12 protein-coding genes and 1 pseudogene are annotated in these 17178 nt (G+C 68.2%); 10 read left to right on the top strand and 3 right to left on the bottom strand.

Annotated features, from left to right (window positions below; all coding sequences use genetic code 11):
- The first annotated feature begins 25 nt into the window (after positions 1-25).
- From C7T91_RS21155 to C7T91_RS21120, 10 genes are all read left to right on the top strand, one after another.
- Positions 26-1060 (top strand): dimethylarginine dimethylaminohydrolase family protein, encoded by a 1035-nt coding sequence (locus tag C7T91_RS21155; RefSeq protein WP_108260987.1) that lies wholly within the window; start codon positions 26-28, stop codon positions 1058-1060.
- Between the two features lies 1 nt (position 1061).
- Positions 1062-2558: an ABC transporter ATP-binding protein gene (locus C7T91_RS21150; protein WP_108260986.1), complete on the top strand. Its 1497-nt coding sequence runs from the start codon at positions 1062-1064 to the stop codon at positions 2556-2558.
- A gap of 200 nt (positions 2559-2758) precedes the next feature.
- Complete coding sequence (locus C7T91_RS36480) at positions 2759-4111, top strand: hypothetical protein (RefSeq protein ID WP_236638392.1); 1353 nt, start codon at positions 2759-2761, stop codon at positions 4109-4111.
- Positions 3999-5867, top strand: coding sequence for a DUF3604 domain-containing protein (locus C7T91_RS21145; protein WP_269102425.1), 1869 nt, complete (start codon positions 3999-4001; stop codon positions 5865-5867). The genes C7T91_RS36480 and C7T91_RS21145 overlap by 113 nt, the downstream gene beginning before the upstream one ends.
- 435 nt (positions 5868-6302) lie before the next feature.
- Complete coding sequence (locus tag C7T91_RS21140) at positions 6303-6923, top strand: 50S ribosomal protein L25/general stress protein Ctc (protein WP_108260984.1); 621 nt, start codon at positions 6303-6305, stop codon at positions 6921-6923.
- Between the two features lie 256 nt (positions 6924-7179).
- Positions 7180-7971, top strand: a complete 792-nt coding sequence (locus C7T91_RS21135; RefSeq protein WP_108260983.1) for an ion transporter — start codon at positions 7180-7182, stop codon at positions 7969-7971.
- A gap of 151 nt (positions 7972-8122) precedes the next feature.
- Positions 8123-8659 carry a transposase family protein gene (locus tag C7T91_RS39785; RefSeq protein WP_407943322.1) on the top strand — a complete coding sequence of 179 codons (537 nt, stop codon included), beginning with the start codon at positions 8123-8125 and terminating at the stop codon, positions 8657-8659.
- Positions 8656-10179, top strand: coding sequence for a cryptochrome/photolyase family protein (locus C7T91_RS21130; protein ID WP_108260982.1), 1524 nt, complete (start codon positions 8656-8658; stop codon positions 10177-10179). Before C7T91_RS39785 ends, C7T91_RS21130 begins: the two co-directional genes overlap by 4 nt.
- An 807-nt stretch (positions 10180-10986) precedes the next feature.
- A complete protein-coding gene (pdxR, locus tag C7T91_RS21125) occupies positions 10987-12447 on the top strand; it encodes a MocR-like pyridoxine biosynthesis transcription factor PdxR (protein ID WP_108260981.1) in 1461 nt (486 codons plus the stop codon).
- Between the two features lie 58 nt (positions 12448-12505).
- Positions 12506-12949: a PAS domain-containing protein gene (locus C7T91_RS21120; protein ID WP_108260980.1), complete on the top strand. Its 444-nt coding sequence runs from the start codon at positions 12506-12508 to the stop codon at positions 12947-12949.
- 110 nt (positions 12950-13059) lie between these two features.
- Here the strand turns inward: C7T91_RS21120 and murC are convergent, their stop codons facing one another.
- From murC to C7T91_RS21105, 3 genes and pseudogenes are all read right to left on the bottom strand, one after another.
- A complete protein-coding gene (murC, locus tag C7T91_RS21115; protein WP_108261668.1) occupies positions 13060-14460 on the bottom strand; it encodes a UDP-N-acetylmuramate--L-alanine ligase in 1401 nt (466 codons plus the stop codon).
- 40 nt (positions 14461-14500) lie between these two features.
- A pseudogene (locus C7T91_RS21110) lies at positions 14501-15148 on the bottom strand (glycosyltransferase); the annotation flags it as partial.
- A 46-nt stretch (positions 15149-15194) separates the two neighbouring features.
- Positions 15195-17123: a cation:proton antiporter domain-containing protein gene (locus C7T91_RS21105; protein WP_108260978.1), complete on the bottom strand. Its 1929-nt coding sequence runs from the start codon at positions 17121-17123 to the stop codon at positions 15195-15197.
- Positions 17124-17178: the final 55 nt, after the last annotated feature.

Raw genomic sequence — 17178 nt, 5'->3', positions numbered from 1 at the left:
CGTTCCCAACCAAAGGACCCTCCCGATGAACAAGCCCGCCAAGGTGACCGCCCACACCCCCGCGATGAGCGAGCACGAATACAAGGAAGCCAAGTTCTTCCAGACTTTCGGCTCGGTCCCGAGCCCGGGCTTCGACGATCCCGCCGAACAGTCCCGCGTCTGGGGCCAGCCCTGGGGCTGCACCTCCGACATCGGCCAGCTGCGCACCGTGTTGATGCACCGCCCCGGCGAGGAGCTGGGCGTGGTCGAGGACAAGCCGATGCCCGAGATCGGCGGTTTCGGCGATCCCGAGAAGGGCTGGTACTGGATGGGCAAGACCCTGCCCGACCTTGCCGCGATGCAGGCCGCGCATGACACGCTGGCCGCGACCCTGCGCGCCGAGGGCGTCGACGTGGTTCTGGTCGACAAGGCCGCGCCCGGCGCGATGAAGCAGATCTTCACCCGCGACAGCGTCATCTCGGTGCGCGGCGGCGCCATCGTGACCCGGCTGGCGCGCCAGGTGCGCCGCGGCGAGGAACTGGCCGTCACCCGCGCGCTCGCGGCGGCGGGCTGCCCGATCCTCGGCACCGTGCATGGCGAAGGCGTGTTCGAGGGCGGCGGCTTCGCGCTGATCGACGACAAGACCGCCGTCTGCGGCGTCACGGTCGCCTGCAACGAGGAAGGCGTGCGCCAGGTCGAGAGCATCCTGAACGGCCTCGGCATCGATCTGATCAAGCTGCCGATGCCCGGCTACCGCATCCATATCGACGGCAGCTTCATGATGGTCGACCGCGAGACCGCCATCGTCAACATCAACGAGCTGCCCTATTTCTTCCTCGACTACCTCAAGAAGCGCGGCATGCGCCTGATCGAGCTGCCGCCCGAGGACAATGCCTTCTCGCTGAACTGCCTCGCGGTGAAGCCCGGCCGGGTGATCATGCACGACACCCGCACGCCGCGGCTGGCCGAGCTGCTGGACAAGGCCGGGATCGAGGTCGTGGCCATCGACTACGAGGCCGTCGAGCTCGGCGGCGGCGGCATCCACTGCTCGACCTCGCCGCTGGCGCGGGACGCGCTGTGAGATGACGCTTCTCACCGTCGACACGCTCGCCAAGACCTATGGCGGGATCCGGGCGCTGGACCGGGTCTCGCTCGAGGTGGCCGAGGGCGAGTTCGTCACGCTGCTCGGGCCTTCGGGCTCGGGCAAGACGACCCTGCTGATGTCGGTCGCGGGCTTCACCGCGCCGAGCTCGGGCCGCATCCTGATGGAGGGCGAGGACATCACCGCCCGCGATCCCGAGGACCGGGATTTCGGCTTCGTCTTCCAGGGCTACGCGCTCTTCCCGCATCTCAGCGTCGCGGAAAACATCGCCTTTCCGCTGCGGGTCCGCAAATGGAGCCGGGCGCGGATCGCCGCCCGGGTCGGGGAAATGCTGGCGCTGACCGGGCTCGAACAATTGGCCGGACGCCGCCCCGCCGCGCTGTCGGGCGGCCAGCAGCAGCGCGTCGCGCTGGCGCGCGGCCAGCGGCCGGATCCGGGCGGCGCGGGCGCGGCGGATGTCGACCGCCATGCGGAAGGCGTGCTCGTTATGCTCGGCGGTCAGCTCGCGCCCGGCGCTGGCGGCCTGCTCGAAGCCGATCGAGGGACGCTTGGTCAGCAGCACGGTTTCCAGCATGACGAAGTCGCGGGCATCGGCAGCCTTGCGCACCGCCACCACGTCGGGCTCGGTCACCGCGCCGAAATCGCGCTCGGCCAGCCAGAGCCCGGTCCAGGCATGGTCCTCGGAGAAGAGCACCGCCGGATTCAGCCCGGCCGCTTCGTAGCAGGCGGCGAGGAACAGCGCGCTGTCGAGGCAGGTCGCCAGCCCCTCGGCCCGGATGCGCCCCGGATCGCGGATCTTCTGGCCGCGGGTCTCGAAGGAGGCCGGGGGCACGGCATAGCTCAGCCCCAGTCCGGTCAGAGCCGACCAGATCGCGCCTGCCAGCATCCAGACCCGGCCCGGGTCCTTCGACTGGTAGCCGTCGATCGCGCCGTCATGCCCGGCGGCCTCGAGAAGGCCGGAGGCCTCCTTCAGCACCGCGGCGACTGCGGCATCGTTCGGCGAGACATGGGCCGCCAGCAGATGCGCCATCTCGCCGAGACCGCCCCATTCGTCGCGCGCCAGCATTTCGACCTGGACCGTGGCGCGGGCAAGCTGGTCCTCGCCCTTCGCGGCGGAGACGGCAAGCTCGCCCAGCTCGGCCTCGTTCAGCCCGCCGAGCAGCGCCGGATCGAGCGGGGTGTCGAGCTGCGGCAGCGCCAGCGAGGCGCCCGGTGCCAGCCGGTCGACGGTCCAGGTCTTGGGGCGGATCAGGCCGGGGCGGCAATCCGCGGTGACGGTCAGCCCTTCGAGCGGGACCGGCCCGGCATTGCGCAGCGTGATCCCGCGCAGGATCGACACGCCGTTCTGGGCGGAGGCCGCATTGACCCGCGCCACCGCGTCCACCGCGATCTCAAGGGCGGTCCCGGCCGTTCTGCCAGGCGCTTCGAGCAAGATGTTCCGCACGTTCCGAATTCTCCCCGCACTGACGGGCCATAGCTGCATATGCCGCAATAAGTGTCAATCGAGGCGCCGACAACTGGTTGTTACTTATACTGTTTCCGCGAGCGTGCCACCGCTTGCGGCAAAACCGGCGGCGCAGGCCGGGCGGCAATATGGGGTGTCGACCCCATAACCCGGGCGGACCCTGCCCGGTAGCTTCGGGACATCGCAGGAAACGCCAGACCGGAGCCAGGACAATGACCCAGACCAATGCAATCGCCGCCCTTGCCGACCAGCTTGCCGGAACCGCCGGGGATGTCGGCCGCGCGCTCGGGGGGATCGGCCTCGTGCAGGCCGTGCTGGAAGAGGCCAAGGACGCCTCGGACGCCGCGGGCAACTTCCACAACCAGATCCGCGACGCCGAGGACAAGGTCGAGGACCTGAAGGCCGTCGTGAAGGTGCTGTCGAAGTTCGGCCCGGCCGGCAAGATCGTCGGCCTTCTGGGCAAGGTGATCGACCGGGTCGAGGACGGCATCGAGGAGCTGCGCAAGCAGGCCGCCAATACCGACGAGACCTTCGCCAAGGTGTCCGACGGGATCGAGGCGGTTCACAAGGCGCTGGCCGCGGTCGAGCTGCCGCTCGACAACACCGCCGCGGATATCGGCGGGGTGCTGGGCAGCCTGAGGGAGGCCGCCACCGCCTTCGAGATCGACCGCGACCTGCTGGATGATGCCCAGGCCGCGACGCTCGACGGCATCGGCCGCGCAATCGAGGGGTTCGACGCCAACGATCTGGGCACCGCGCAGAACGCGCTGGCCGGGTTGGCGGACCAGGTGTCGGACCTCGTCGCCGCTGCCGATCCGCTGGCGGGCGTCTCCGCGGCGCTGGAGCGCGCCTCCGGCCAGCTCGGCTCGGCGATCGCGGCGCTGAACCCGCTCTTCGCGCCGCTGGCAAAGGTCGCCGACGCGCTGAAGCCCTTTGAATGGGTTCTGGGCAAGGCCGACTGGCTGATCTCGAAGATCATCGACCCGGTGCTGAACCCGATCCTCGACGCGACCGGCATCACCGGCCTGCTCGAAGGCGTCGCGGCGAAGATTTCGGGGCTGCTGCCCTCGACCGCGATTTTCGATCCCTTCGGCGGCATTGCGGGCCAGATCCTCGGCATGCTGTCGGGCGGGCTCGAGAGCCGCGCCGCCGATCTGGGTCAGGTGCTGACAGGCCGGATCCTCGGCGAGGGCGGCGTGCTGGCCGAGCTTCTGGCGGACGGCGGTGCCGGGGCCGACCTGGTGCTGGGCCGCAACGACCTGTTCGGCGCGGTCTCGGCGCTTCAGGCCCCATCACCCATTTTCAGCCATAGCTCGGAACTCGAAACGGCACCTCGCTGGTCCGCGGAGTTTCGGCGGAGGGCTCATGGCAGTACAATCCTGGCGGGAATTCCTGTATGTCGGAGACGAGGAGTTTCTGGAGGAGACCGAGATGCCCACCTGTTGCCGCACTGTGCTTGCCGCGATCTGCTGTTGCCTGTCCCTCCCTGGATTTGCCCAGGATTTCGAAGTCGCCGAGGAAGACTATGCCTCCCCGCCGCGCCCTTATTCCCCCTATGTGAATGACCACTATCCGCAGGACGTCTATTTCGGCGACACCCACCTGCACACCTCCTGGTCTGCGGATGCGGGCATGGCGGGCGCGACGCTCGGGCCGGACGAGGCCTACCGGGTCTCGCGCGGCGAGGTGATCCAGAGCCAGGCCGCAGGGCCCTTCAAGCTGCTGCGGCCGCTCGATTTCGTGGTGGTGGCGGATCATGCCGAGAATATCGGCCTCTCGGACTATCTCCAGCGCGGCGATCCGCTGGTGCTGCAGAGCGAGACCGGCCGCCGCTGGGCCGAGATGATGCGGCAGGGAAACGGCTATGACGCCTTCATCGAATGGGTCGACGGCAATGGCCGAGGCGAGGACCAGATCGGCAGTCCCGAGATGGCCGCCTCGGTCTGGGAGACGGTGATCGCCAATGCCGAGCGCTACAACGATCCCGGCGTTTTCACCACCTTCATCGGCTTCGAATGGACCTCCGGCCCGGGCGGCAACAACCTGCACCGCAACGTCATCTTCCGCGACGGGGCGGAGCGCACGCGGCAGGTGCTGCCGTTCTCGACCTATGACAGCGACGACCCCGAAGCGCTCTGGGCCTACATGGAATCCTACGAGGCGCGCACCGGCGGCCGGGCGCTCGCGATCCCGCACAACGGCAACCTGTCGAACGGCATGATGTTCATGCTGGAGACCTTCGGCGGCACCGCCTTCGACGGCGATTATGCGGCGACGAGGGCGCGGTACGAGCCGCTGGTCGAGGTGACCCAGCCCAAGGGCACCGGCGAGGCGCATCCGCTGCTGTCCCCGGACGACGCTTTTGCCGATTTCGAGATTGTCGATGCCTCGAACCTCTCGGGATCGGAGCCGAAGCAGCCGGAGATGCTGAAGACCGAGTATGCCCGCGAGGCGCTGAAGCTCGGCCTCGCCGAGGAGGCGCGGATCGGCGCGAACCCGTTCAAGTTCGGCATGATCGGCTCGACCGACGCGCATAACGCGATCCCCTCGACGCGCGAGGAGAACTGGTTCGGCAAGGCCTATATCGTGGAGCCTTCGCCGCATCGCCGCGACGGAGTGCTGATCGAAAGCCAGGTCTCGCCGGAATACTCGATCTACGACATCGACCTGGGCGCGTCCGGGCTGGCGGCGGTCTGGGCGACCGAGAACACCCGCGAGGCGATCTGGGACGCGATGAAGCGGCGCGAGGTCTATGCGACCACCGGCAGCCGTCTGCGGGTGCAGGTTTTCGGCGGCTGGGATTTCGCCGAGGACGAGGTCAGCCGCCCGGATTTCGCGCGGCAGGGCTATGCGCGGGGCGTGCCGATGGGTGGCGATCTCTTCGCGGGCCCCGAGGGCGCGTCGCCGACCTTCATGGTGCGCGCGCTGCGCGATCCCGACGGCGCCAATCTCGACCGGATCCAGATCGTGAAGGGCTGGCTCGACGCGGAGGGCATCCCGCAGGAGAGAATCTGGGACATCGCCTGTGCCGGACGGGAGATCGAGGCGGGGCACTGCGCCGGAGATGTCGGCAGCACGGTGGACATTGCCGATGCTTCCTGGACCAACACGATCGGCGCGGCGGTGCTGGGTGGCCATTGGCAGGACCCGGAATTCGACCCGGCTGCGCGGGCCTTCTACTACGCGCGGGTGATCGAGATCCCGTCGCCGCGCTGGACGGCCTATGATGCGAAATTCTTCGGGATCGAGATGCCGGAAGGAACTTCGATGACGGTGCGGGACCGCGCCTACACCTCGCCGATCTGGTTCACGCCGGGCTAGGGGCGGCCCGCGTCGGGGCGGCCGGATGCCCGCAGTTTGCAGCCGGTCGCAAACAGCCCTGTCTCGCCCTTCGCCCCGAGTTGCCTACGCGGAGAAGCGGACCTTTACCCGAAGACATGGGGCGGCCGTGGTGCGGGACTTTCCGGACTTTCGTGGCACCGCAATCTTTCAGTTCTGCCATGTCTGTAGCGCAATGTGTTCGTCTCAACTGCAAAGCGTGAAATCTGGCGGTCCGGGGGATCAATTCCCCGACGAATGCGATCCAGCTGGGCTGCGTCTGGGCCGGAAGCCGCCCCGCCCCGGCCCGCGCGCAAGCCGCCTGAGCTGCGGCACGGCGACGCTTTTTCCTTGCGCGAACGGCCCCGGCCGGCTATGGGCGCGCTTCATCCGGGCCGACACCCTTGGAGGCGGCCCACTTATCTAGGAGAATTTACGATGGCTGGTGAGATTCCTGATCTCGAAGTCCAGGTTCGCGCGGGGACGGGCAAGGGGGCCGCTCGCGAGGCACGTCGCAACGGCATGGTGCCGGGCGTTGTCTATGGCGGCGAAGCAGAGCCGCAGGCGATCCAGATCCCGTTCAACGTGCTGCTGAAGCGCCTGAAGCAGGGCCGTTTCCTCGCAACGCTCTTCAACATGAAGATCGAAGGCCAGGAAGACGTCCGCGTGATCTGCCGCTCCGTGCAGCGCGACGTGGTCAAGGACCTTCCGACCCATGTCGACTTCATGCGCCTGCGCCGTGCGTCGAAGATCAACCTCTACATCCCGGTCGAGTACATCAACCACGAGGAATGCCCCGGTCTGAAGCGCGGCGGCGTCCTGACCGAGGTCCGTCCGGAAGTCGAGCTGGTCGTCACCGCAGGCGACATCCCCGAGAAGATCGTCATCGACCTTGCAGGCCGCAAGATCGGCGACACGATCCACATCTCGGACGCGCAGCTGCCGGAAGGCGTCAAGCCGACCATCGACCGCGACTTCGTGATCGCGAACATCCAGGCACCGGCCGGTCTCGGCGGCAGCTCCGATGACGAAGAAGAAGAGGCAGCCGCAGAGGAGTGATCCTCCGCGCCTCTGGCGAGTGATCCGAAGGCCTCCGCATCGCGGGGGCCTTCTTGCGTTTCCGCCTGCCGGACAGGCAGGCCGCCGCCGCCCACGCAGACGTGAAGCCCGGACGCCCGGCCCGGCACCCTGTCTTCCAAGGCCCGGCGCGGCCTGCCCGGGCGAGCGGCCCATTTCGCGCAGTTGTGCGGTCTCCGGCGCGCCAGTAAGGCATCCGCGCCAGACCCTTTTCCCACTTTCCCGTGCAGGAGACCCCATGACCGTCCGCCAGCGCCTCGGCGCGTTCCTCGACAGGGCCGCCATCCGCAATTTCATCACCGGAGTGATCCTGTTCAATGCCGTCGTGCTCGGCTTCGAGACCTCGGACCGGGCGATGGAGGCCGCGGGCACGCTGATCGTGGCGCTGGACAAGATCTGCCTCGCGATCTTCGTCATCGAGCTGGCCGCCAAGATCTTCGCGCGCGGCCCGGCCTTCTTCCGCTCGGGCTGGAACCTGTTCGATTTCGTCATCGTCGGCGTCGCGCTGATCCCCTCGGCCCAGGGGCTGTCGGTGCTCAGGGCGATGCGCATCCTGCGGCTGTTCCGCATCGTGTCGGTCGCGCCGACCCTGCGCCGGGTGGTCGAGGGCTTCGTCAGCGCCCTGCCCGGCATGGCCTCGGTCTTCCTGCTGATGGCGCTGATCTTCTACATCGCCGCCGTGATGGCGACGCAGCTCTTCGGCGACACCTTCCCCGAGTGGTTCGGCACGCTGTTCGACTCCGCCTATACCCTGTTCCAGGTGATGACGCTGGAAAGCTGGTCGATGGGCATCGTGCGGCCGGTGATGGAGGTCCATCCCTATGCCTGGGCGTTCTTCGTGCCCTTCATCCTGATGACCACCTTCGCGGTGGTGAACCTGATCGTCGGCCTGATCGTCAACTCGATGCAGGAAGCGCATGCCGAGGAATCGAACGCGGCCACGGCGGATTACCGCGACGAGGTGCTCAAGCGGCTGGAAAGCATCGAGCAGCGCCTGTCCGAACAGGAGCCGGAGCGCCGCCGCGCGTGACCCGCGCGCGCCGCGCCAACGCTGGGAAGGCCTCCGCATCGCGGGGGCCTTTTCTCTGCGCGGATCCAATTTCGGCTCTGGCTCGCTTTCGATGCAAGTGGCGCACGCGCGCTCCCTATCTTTCTGACGCAAGTTCAGGAGGACAAGCGAGATGCCACGATTGAACATGGAAACGCTGCTTCCAGCTGGCCTTGTCGCCGGGAAAGTCGCCGCCGGGGCCGGCCTCATCGAAATCTCCGCACGCGCCGCCGCCGCTTCGGCAAGCTGCCCCTGCTGCGGAAAGCGGTCCCGGCATGTACACAGCCATTGCGTCCGCCAGCTCGCCGACCTGCCTGCGCACGGGCTGGAAGTCCGTGTTCCCGTCATGGCCCGGCGCTTCCGGCGTTGCGCGCCGCGATGCCTCCAGGCGATTTTCCCGGAACGCCTCCGCCCGGAGGCCGCTTGCACCGGCCCCGGGCAGGACAGGCCACCCCGGCAGGGCCGCCGCAGAAGCGGCCGCCGGGACCTTGCCTCCGGCCATGGCCGCCCGCCGCCGCCGCGCTATCTGGAGTGCAAAACGGCACAGGAGCGGCAACAGGAGCGGCAGATGGCGGCAGACGAGCACAGATATCCGGGCGGCGCTTTCCTCCTCCCGCGCCCGGCCCCCGGCCCTTCGGCAGCAGTCTCCGGCGAAGGGGCCTGCGCATGAAGCTGATCCTTGTGCTCGGCGACCAGCTCTCGCCGGACATGGCCGCGCTGAAAGCTGCCGACCGGGAGCGCGACCTGGTGGTGATGGCCGAGGTTGGCGCGGAAACCGGCTATGTGCCGCATCACCCGAAGAAGATCGCCCTGATCCTCGCGGCGATGCGGAAATTCGCCGCCCGGCTCGAGGCCGATGGCTGGCGCGTCGCCTACACCCGGCTCGACGATCCCGGCAATGCCGGCTCGATCCCCGGCGAGCTCCTGCGCCGCGCCTCGGAAACCGGCGCCTCCGAGGTCATCGCGACCGAACCCGGCGAATGGCGGCTGATCGAGGCGCTCGGCGGGCTGCCGCTCGCCGTCACCCTGCTGGAAGATGACCGTTTCATCGCCAGCCATGCCGAATTCGACGCCTGGACCGAGGGGCGCAAGGCGCTCCGGATGGAGTATTTCTACCGCGAGATGCGGCGCAAGACCGGCCTCCTGATGGAGGACGGCCAGCCCGCCGGCGGCAAGTGGAATTTCGACCACGACAACCGCAAGCCCGCCAAGGACGACCTCTTCGCGCCGAAGCCCCTGTGGTTCGAACCGGACGACACTGTCGCCGGGGTGCTGGACCTGGTCGAAGACCGCTTCGGCGGCAATTTCGGCACGCTCCGCCCCTTCGGCCATGCCACCGATCCGGAGCAGGCAGGCCAGGTGCTCGACCGCTTCATCGCCGAGGCGCTGCCGCTGTTCGGCGACTACCAGGACGCGATGCTCTCGGGGAACCGCTTCCTCTACCACTCGCTGGTCTCGGCCTATCTGAATATCGGGCTGCTTGACCCGCTGGAGGTCTGCCGCCGCGCCGAGGCCGCCTGGGCCGAAGGCCATGTTCCGATCAATGCCGCCGAGGGCTTCATCCGCCAGATCGTCGGCTGGCGCGAATATGTCCGCGGCATCTATTTCCGCGGCGGCTCGGACTATGCGCGGCAGAACAAGCTGAACCACCAGCGCAAGCTGCCGGCTCTCTACTGGGGGGCGCCGACCAGGATGAACTGCCTGTCCCATGCCGTGGCCCAGACCCGCGACGAGGCCTATGCCCACCATATCCAGCGGCTGATGATCACCGGGAATTTCGCGCTGATCGCCGGGATAGATCCGGCCGAGGTGCATGAATGGTACCTGTCGGTCTATGTCGATGCCTTCGAATGGGTCGAGGCGCCGAACACGGTGGGCATGAGCCAGTTCGCCGATGGCGGCGTGATCGCTTCGAAGCCCTATGTCTCCTCGGGCAGCTATATCGACCGTATGTCGGACTATTGCGGCGGATGCCACTACCGGGTGAAGGACAAGACAGGCGCACGCGCCTGCCCGTTCAACCTGCTCTACTGGGCCTTTCTCGACCGCCACCGCGACCGGTTCGAGGCCAATCCCCGGATGGCGCAGATGTACCGGACCTGGGACCGGATGGACGCGGCGCATCGCCGGGCCGTGCTCGACGGGGCGCAGGGCTTCCTCGCCGACATGGGCCGCGGCGCGGAGGTGTGACGCGCCTGGCCCGGGCGTGGCTCTGGCAGCCGCAGGGACCGTCGCAAATGGCGTCCCTGGGCCAGGGGCTGCCGGCGTGTCCGCGTGCTCCAATGGCCGCGTTCCCATCCCGGACCGGAGACCGCAGGCAAGCGCCGGATTCCGGATGCGTCCTGGCGCGCCACCGGACAGGCCTGTCGGCAGACCGGGAGTGCCGGACGGCACCTGCGCGTGTCGGACACGCCCCGCCGTCAGTGACCGTGCCTATCCGCCCGTTTCCCGTGTTCTGGCCCGGAAACTTGGGCAATGAGGAGGAGCAGGAGAAACGCCCGGGGCGTGCTTCCCCGCCGAATGGGCTGCCGACGTCGCGGCTGGAGACAAGGTCCGCCAAGCCGATGACCCCGTTGCCGCGTCCGTCGCCGGATGGATCTTTCGCAGCCGGCCGCACTGATGCGGCGTTGTTGCAGAAGTCTGGGTTAGGGCGTGATTCCCCTTTCCCCAGTTGAGTTCAGGCCACGGCGGAGCGATCGCGACCAGCGCCCGGTCACCGCGCGCACCGGCACCGATCCGCGGCAGGGCGCGGTCGAACTCCGCCAGCGCGCGCCGCCCTTCGAGCAGCCCGAGACTGGCTGCAAGGATTTCGCCAGGTAGGGCCGCTTCGATCCCGCGCTCGGGAGCGCGATGGAATGCTGGAACGCCAAGGCGGTGCGGACAATCCTGTGGACGCGCGGCTTCAACGTCGAGCCGGGCGAAGAGAGGCGGCCTTGCCCGTCCCGGCATTTGGACCTATCAAAGCGGCTGTTGCTAGGTCCAGTGCAGGGGGCGTCCATGGTGATCTCCGAGGATCTGTTCTTCCTCGACCCGTCCTTCGACGGCACGCTCCAGAAGCAGCTCCAGCACATCGTGGCCGAGGGCGTGCTGGCGGGGCGCTTCCCGGTGGGGGCCAAGCTGCCCTCGAGCCGCCGCCTGGCGCAGCATCTCGGCGTCAGCCGGATCACCGTGACGCTCGCCTATACCGAGCTGGTGGCGAATGACTATCTCGCCTCGCGCGGCCGCTCGGGCTATTTCGTCTCCGAGACCGCACCGCGGCTGCCGGATTTCGGCGATGCGCCGCAGCGCGAGGACCGGGTCGACTGGTCCGCCCATATCGCCCGCAGCCATGTCCGCGCGGCGCGGGTGGCGCGGCCCGAGGACTGGCGCAGCTATCCCTATCCCTTCATCTACGGCCAGACCGACAAGCGGCTCTTCGATCACGCCAACTGGCGGCAATGCGCGCTGATGGCGCTGGGACAGCGCGATTTCAACGCGCTGACCGAGGATTACTACGACCGCGACGACGCCATGCTGGTCGAGTTCATCGCCCGCCACTCGCTGCCGCGCCGGGGCATCCGCGCGCGCCCCGAGGAAATCCTGGTGACGCTGGGGGCGCAGAACGCGCTGTGGATTGCCAGCCGGGTGCTCCTGGGGCCGGGCCGCCGCGCAGTGCGCGAGGATCCGGGCTATCCGCAGCTCAGGGACATCCTCGGGCAGAGCCGGGCCGAGGTGCGGACCGTGCCGGTCGACGGCCGCGGACTGATCCCCGACGCGGTGCCGAAGGGCGCCGACGTGGTCTTCGCCACGCCCTCGCATCAATGCCCGACCGCCGCGACCATGCCGATGGAGCGGCGGCGCCGCCTGCTGGAGCGCGCCTCGGCCGAGGATTTCCTGGTGGTCGAGGATGACTACGAATTCGAGATGTCCTTCCTCACGCCGCCGACCCCGGCCCTGAAATCGCTCGATCAGGAGGGCCGGGTGATCTATGTCGGCTCTTTCTCGAAATCGCTCTTCCCGGGGCTGCGCCTCGGCTATCTGGTCGGCTCCGAGCCCTTCATCCGCGAGGCCCGCGCACTCAGGGCGCTGATGCTGCGCCACCCGCCCGGCCATATCCAGCGCACTGTCGCGCATTTCCTGTCGCTCGGCCATTACGACGCGCTGATCCGGCGCATGTCCGCCGCCTTCCAGCAGCGCCGCGCCGTCATGGAACAGGCCATTGCCGAACACGGGCTGACGGTTGCGGGCCGCGACGCGCTCGGCGGGTCGAGCCTTTGGATGCAGGCGCCCGGGCATGTCGATACCGAGGCGCTGGCGCTGGAACTGCGCGGCGAAGGCGTGCTGATCGAGCCGGGCGCGGCCTTCTTCGACGATGCGGCGCGGCCGCGGAACTTCTACCGGCTGGCCTATTCCTCGATCTCGCGCTCGGCCATTCCCGAGGGCATCTCCCGGATCGCCCGCGCGATCGGGCGCGGCTGACCGCGCGGGGCTTTCCATGGCCTGCGGGGCTGCCTATGCTGTGGCGCGGAGGAGCCGGATGGAGCGAGAGGCTGGGATGCCGGACAAGGCGGGTGATCTGGGCGAGCATGTCTGGGCCGACGTGCTCAGCGCCGTCGACCGCACCTATGCCGAGCTGATCGAGTACCAGGAGAAGCTCGAGGCGCGGAACAACGAGCTGCAGGTGCTGCAGGATTTCCTGGCTTCGGTGCTCGCCTCGATCAGCGATGTGCTGGTGGTGGTGTCGCGCGACGGGTTGATCGAGGATGCCAGCCGGTCCTTCTGCGATGCGATCGGCCAGAAGATCGGCGCGCTCCGCGGCCAGACCCTGGAAGGCTTCTTCGCCGAACCGGCCCGCAGCCAGGTCGGCGGCGCCATCGCGGCCGCGATCCGCGAGCGCCGCGAGAGCGTGCTGGAGGTCGACCTGGCCGGTGCCGAGGAGCCGGTGCCGCTGGAATTCTCGGTAACTGCGGTCATCAGTTGATTTGTGCAACAGCGCCGTCGAAATGGAAAAATCCCTAAAAGAAAAGTCCGGGCAAAGCCCGGACTTTATTTCAGTTTCTCTTTCCGCCGCAGACAACGAGCAAATTTAGTTTATCCATTCAGCCGCTCGGCCAGACGGTTTGCCCAGGCCGAGATCGTGCCTGCCCCAAGGCAGACGACCATGTCGCCGGGGCGGGCCTGTTCGCGGACAAGGCGCTCCAGGTCGTCCTCGTCCATCACCGCGCGGGCGTGGCGGTGGCCGTGCTGGATCAGCCCTGCGACCAGGCCCTCGCGGGTCGCGCCCTCGATAGGCGCCTCGCCCGCGCCATAGACCTCGGCGATGCCCACCACATCGGCCTCGTTGAAGCAGGTGCAGAAATCGTCGAAGAGCGAGGAGAGGCGCGAATAGCGGTGCGGCTGGTGGACGGCGATGACGCGGGCGCCCGGCTCCACGGACTGGCGGGCGGCCTTGAGCACCGCGGCGATTTCCACCGGGTGGTGGCCGTAATCGTCGATGATCGTCACGCCGTTCGCCTCGCCCACGCGGGTGAAGCGGCGGTTGACGCCGCCGAAATTGGCCAACGCGGCGCGGATGTCCTCGAGCGGCATGCCGAGATAGCGCGCCACCGCAATGGCCGAGAGCGCGTTCGACACGTTGTGGTCACCCGGCATCGGCAGGGTGCAGCCCTCGATCACCTCGCCGTCGGGCAGCGACACGTCGAAATGCGCGACGCCGCGCTCGTAACGCAGCCCGGTGGCGCGGACATCGGCCTGGGCGTTGAAGCCGAAGGTCAGGATGCGGCGGTCGGTGGTGCGGCCGACCAGCGCCTGCACCTCCGGGTGGTCGGTGCAGCAGACCGCGAGGCCGTAGAACGGGATGCCGTGGACGAAATCGTCGAAGCCCTTGCGCAGGTTCTCGACCGTGCCCCAGTGCTCCATGTGCTCGGGATCGATATTCGTCACGATGGCGATGGTCGCGGGCAGGCGGTTGAAGGTGCCGTCGGACTCGTCGGCCTCGACCACCATCCATTCGCCCTGCCCCATGCGCGCGTTCGAGCCATAGGCATGGATGATGCCGCCATTGATCACCGTCGGGTCGATCCCGCCGGCATCGAGCAGCGTCGCCACCATGGTGGTGGTCGTGGTCTTGCCGTGGGTGCCCGCGACGGCGACGTTCGATTTCAGCCGCATCAGCTCGGCCAGCATCTCGGCGCGGCGCACGACCGGCATGCCGCGGCGGCGCGCCTCGTCGAGCTCAGGATTGCCCGGCTTGATCGCGGAGGAGATCACCACCACTTCGGCGCCCTCGAGATTTTCCGCGCGCTGGCCTTCGAAGACCTTGGCGCCGAGCGAGACGAGCCGGTCGGTGATCTTCGAGGTCTTCGCGTCCGAGCCCTGGATCGTGTAGCCGTGATTGAGCAGAACCTCGGCAATGCCGGACATGCCGATTCCGCCGATCCCGACGAAATGGATGGCACCGAGGCCGAGGGGGAGTTTCGTGGCGGCGTGCATGGCGGCCTCCCAGTGTTTCATCTGCTCTTCCTCTTCTTCGTTACTTGTTCTTGGCGACGGATTCGACCAGGGCCGCAAGGCGGGTGGCTGCATCTGGCCGACCGGCGGCCAGAGCGGAAGCGGCCATCTTCACGGCCACGTCCGGCTGTTGCAGGATGGTGACGACCTGCGCCCTTAACGCAGCGGCATCGAACTTTGTTTCCGGGATCATGATCGCCCCGCCGTCCTCGACCAGCGCGCGGGCATTGGCGGTCTGGTGATCGGCGGCGGCGGCGGCAAAGGGGATCAGGATGGCCGGCCGCCCGATCACCGTGATGTCGGCGATCGAGGAGGCGCCCGCCCGGGCGATCGCCAGCTGGCATTCGGCCAGCCGCGCCGGGATGTCGTTGAAGAAATCGCGCACATCGGCCTGCACGCCCGCGCTTTCATAGGCGAAGCGCACCCGGTCGAGATCCTCGGGCCGCGCCTGCTGCGAGACCCGCAGCCGCGCGCGCAGCTCTTCGGGCAGGCCGCAGATCGCCTCGGGAACCACGTCCGAGAGGATGCGCGCGCCCTGGCTGCCGCCGAACACGGTCAGGCTCATCGGGTAGTCGCCGGGCGGGATATAGGGCGCGCCCGCGCGGTCATGGACGACCTGGCGCACCGGGTTGCCGACGGGCTTGCCGGTGGCGCCCTCGGGCAGCTTCGTCCTCTCCCCGCCGGGGAGAGGGCCGGGGTGAGGGGACGCCGGCCGCTCAGCCGCCGTCGGCGCGGCGCATCTCGGCGGTCTCGATCTCCTCGCCGAGCGTGGTGACCATGGCGGTCTCCATCTCCTTGTTCAGCTCCTTGGCGCGCTGCACGTAGCTTTCGTTCTGCGCCACCGGCACGCCCGGCTTCCAGACCTCGGCAAGCTCCAGCATGGCGCGGCGGTCATGCTTGTAGAAGGCGCGCTCGGCCTCGGACGCCTCGTATTCGCTGAGCCCCATGTTCTCCAGCACGTAGCGCGCGGCGCGCAGCGAGGAGTCGAACATCTCGCGCACGATGTCGTCGGCCCCGGCCTGGTAGAGTTCGTAGACATGCACCCGGTCATAGGCGCGGGCGACGATATGCAGGTCGGGCCGCTCCTTGCGGGCATAGGCGACGATCCGGGTCGAGGCATCCTTGTCGTCCATCGCCACGACCAGCACCTTGGCCTTGCCGAGCCCGGCGGCATGCAGAAGTTCGGGCCGGGTCGGGTCGCCGAGGAAGCTCTTGAAGCCGAAGCGGCGCATCAGCCGGATCGTCGCCAGGTCATGGTCCAGAACGACGGCGCGGAAGCCCGACATCTGGATCATCCGGTTCACCACCTGGCCGAAGCGGCCGATGCCCGCGATGATGATCGGGCCCTGCTCGGTGATCTCGTCGGCTTTCGGCGCCTCGCTCTTGTCCTCGCCGACCCGGCTCGAGACATATTCGTAGAGGATGAAGAACAGCGGCGTCAGCAGCATCGACAGCGCGATGATCAGGTAGAGCGTCGGGCCGAGATCGCCGGGCACCACGTCCTGCTGCAGCGCGAAGGCGATCAGCACGAAGCCGAACTCCCCGGCCTGCGCCAGTCCCAGCGTGAACAGCCAGCGGTCGCGGCGGCGCAGCTTGAAGAGCATCGCCAGCGCGAAGAGCACCAGCCCCTTGATCGCCATCACCGCGAAGGTCAGCGCCACGATCCGCACCGGCTCGGCCATCAGCAGGTTGATGTCGATGCCCGCGCCGACGGTGATGAAGAAGAGGCCGAGCAGCAGCCCCTTGAAGGGCGCGATGTCGCTTTCGAGCTCATGGCGGAACTCCGAGCTCGCCAGCACCACGCCCGCGAGGAAGGTGCCGAGCGCGGGCGACAGCCCGACCATGCTCATCAGGAAGGCGATGCCCATCACGATCAGCAGCGCCAGCGCGGTGTTCAGTTCGCGCAGCCGGGCGTTGTGGATGTATTCAAAGATCGGCGCGACCAGATAGAGCCCGGCCAGCACGATGCCGCCGACGATGCCCAGCGTCAGGAGCGTGACCCCCCAGGCGGGCAGCCGGTCGATCATCTCCACCAGCGCCTCGGCATGGTCGTTCGTCGCCAGTTCCTCCAGCGCGCCGGTGCCGCTGCCTGCGCCGACCATGGTGAAGCTGCCGTCGGCGGCGCCGAGCACTGGCAGGGCCAAGAGCGGCAGGAAGGCCAGCATCGGGATCACCGCGATGTCCTGGGTCAGCAGCACCGAGAAGCTCGAGCGGCCCCCGGCGGTCTGCATCAGCCCTTTTTCGGACAGGGTCTGCAGCACGATCGCGGTGGAGGAGAGCGAAAACGCCAAGCCTATCGCCAGCGCCGGGCGCCAGTCGAGCCCCAGCGCCATCGACGCCCCCATGATCAACGCCGCCGAGCCCGCCACCTGCAGCCCGCCGAGCCCGAGGAGCCGGTGGCGCATGTCCCACAGCGCCCGCGGCTCCAGCTCGAGCCCGATCAGGAACAGCATCATCACAACGCCGAATTCGGCGAAATGCTGCAGCTCGCCGACCTCGTTGCCGACCAGCCCCAGGAGCGGCCCGATGCAGAGCCCGGCGGCCAGGTAGCCCAGCACCGACCCCAGTCCCAGGCGCGCGGCGAGGGGCACCGCGACCACGGCGGCTGTCAGGTAGAGGGTGGCCTGAAAGAGAAAGCTCTCCATGATGTCCTGCGGGCTCCGGCTGTCTTCTGCGAGTATAGGCTGCGGCGGCCCCGGA

It is taken from the genome of Mangrovicoccus ximenensis (assembly GCF_003056725.1).
GTDB lineage: Bacteria > Pseudomonadota > Alphaproteobacteria > Rhodobacterales > Rhodobacteraceae > Mangrovicoccus > Mangrovicoccus ximenensis.
This window is presented reverse-complemented; position numbering and strand designations above follow the sequence as displayed.